Origin of the sequence: Rhodococcus sp. R1101, from assembly GCF_000278445.1 — a bacterium.
In the GTDB taxonomy this organism is placed as follows: domain Bacteria; phylum Actinomycetota; class Actinomycetes; order Mycobacteriales; family Mycobacteriaceae; genus Rhodococcus; species Rhodococcus gordoniae.
Genome location: NZ_AJVB01000719.1, coordinates 1 through 1359, shown reverse-complemented (window position 1 = coordinate 1359; position 1359 = coordinate 1). Strand labels below are relative to the sequence as shown.

The window sequence follows — 1359 nt, the reverse complement described above, 5'->3', positions numbered from 1 at the left end:
ACGCGTCACGGGTTCGCGGGGTCGACAGCGCCTTCCGCCGCAACGACCGTCAGGAAGGTGTTGTGGTCCGCAGCCGGCGGCGCAGTAGTTTTCCCGTTGCCGTCTTGGGGATGTCGGGAATGATCTCGACGAAGCGTGGGCACTTGTAGGCGGCCAGTCGTTTCTTCGTGAATGCGATCAGTTCCTCGGGCGTGACGGTGGTTCCGGGCCGGAGGCTGACGAAGGCCTTGACCGTCTCTCCGCGGTATTCGTCGGGTACTCCGACCACTGCGGCTTCGCGAACGGCGTCGTGTTCGTAGAGCACGTCCTCGACCTCGCGAGGCCATACCTTGTAGCCACTGGCGTTGATCTGGTCCTTCTTGCGGTCGATGATGTAGAACCAGCCGTCGCTGTCCATGTAGCCCATGTCGCCGGTGTGCAGTACTCCGTCCGGGATCGAGTTCGCGGTGGCCTCGGGCTTGTTCCAATATCCCGCCACCACCTGCGGCCCCGCGGTCACGAGCTCCCCGACCTCACCCGGGGGAAGGTCGTTGCCGTTGTCGTCGACGATCCGCACGACGGTGTCGTAGACCGGCACGCCCACGGAGGTCGCTCCGGTCAGCTCGTCGACCGGTGCCCGCCTGCCGAGCGGCACCGCGTGCGACGGGGAGGTCGTCTCGGTGAGACCGTAGATGTTGTGGATGTAGTGACCGAATCTCTCCTCGAACGCCGCGATGGTGCTCGGTGGGATCGGTGCTCCGCCCGAGTAGATCTTGGTCAGGCTCGCCAGGGCCTCCTTGCTCGCATTCGGGACGTTCATCAACGCGATGAACACCGTGATCGATCCGACGGTGAACGTGGCGCGTTGCTTCTCGATCGTGTCGATGGTGTCGGCCGGAGCCATGCGGTGCATCAGCACCAGGGGTGCGCCGGTCAGCAGCGACAAGGCGATGTGGCCGACGAGTCCGGTGATGTGGAACAGTGGCGCGACGCCGAGGACGACGTCGTCGGGGCCGATGCCGATCCAGTCCCGATAGGTCTGCGCGTTGAACGCCACGTTGCGGTGGGTGGTCATCGCGCCCTTCGGCGGGCCGGTGGTCCCGGAGGTGTACGTCAGGAAAGCGACCGTGTCGGGGCCGATCTCGGCAGGGGGGACGCTCTGACCCCGGAAGGCCGCGAGCATCTCCGCCATGTCCGTGGTGCCCGCACACTCGATGCGTTCGACGCCGGCGAGGGTGCCACTGTTCGCACTCTGGTACTCCAACTCGGACGTGGTGATCAGGGTGCGCACGTCGGTCGACTCGACGACCTTCGCTGCCACGTCGATGTACAGCGACTGCAGCGCCACCAGGACCGTCGCACCCGAGTCGTGCAGGATCT

At 65.6% G+C, this 1359-nt stretch carries 1 protein-coding gene; it reads right to left on the bottom strand.

Annotated elements, in window-relative coordinates:
• Positions 1-49: 49 nt before the first annotated feature.
• Positions 50-1359: class I adenylate-forming enzyme family protein (locus R1101_RS0123555; RefSeq protein WP_016935625.1), on the bottom strand; the 1310-nt coding region annotated here is incomplete at its 5' end.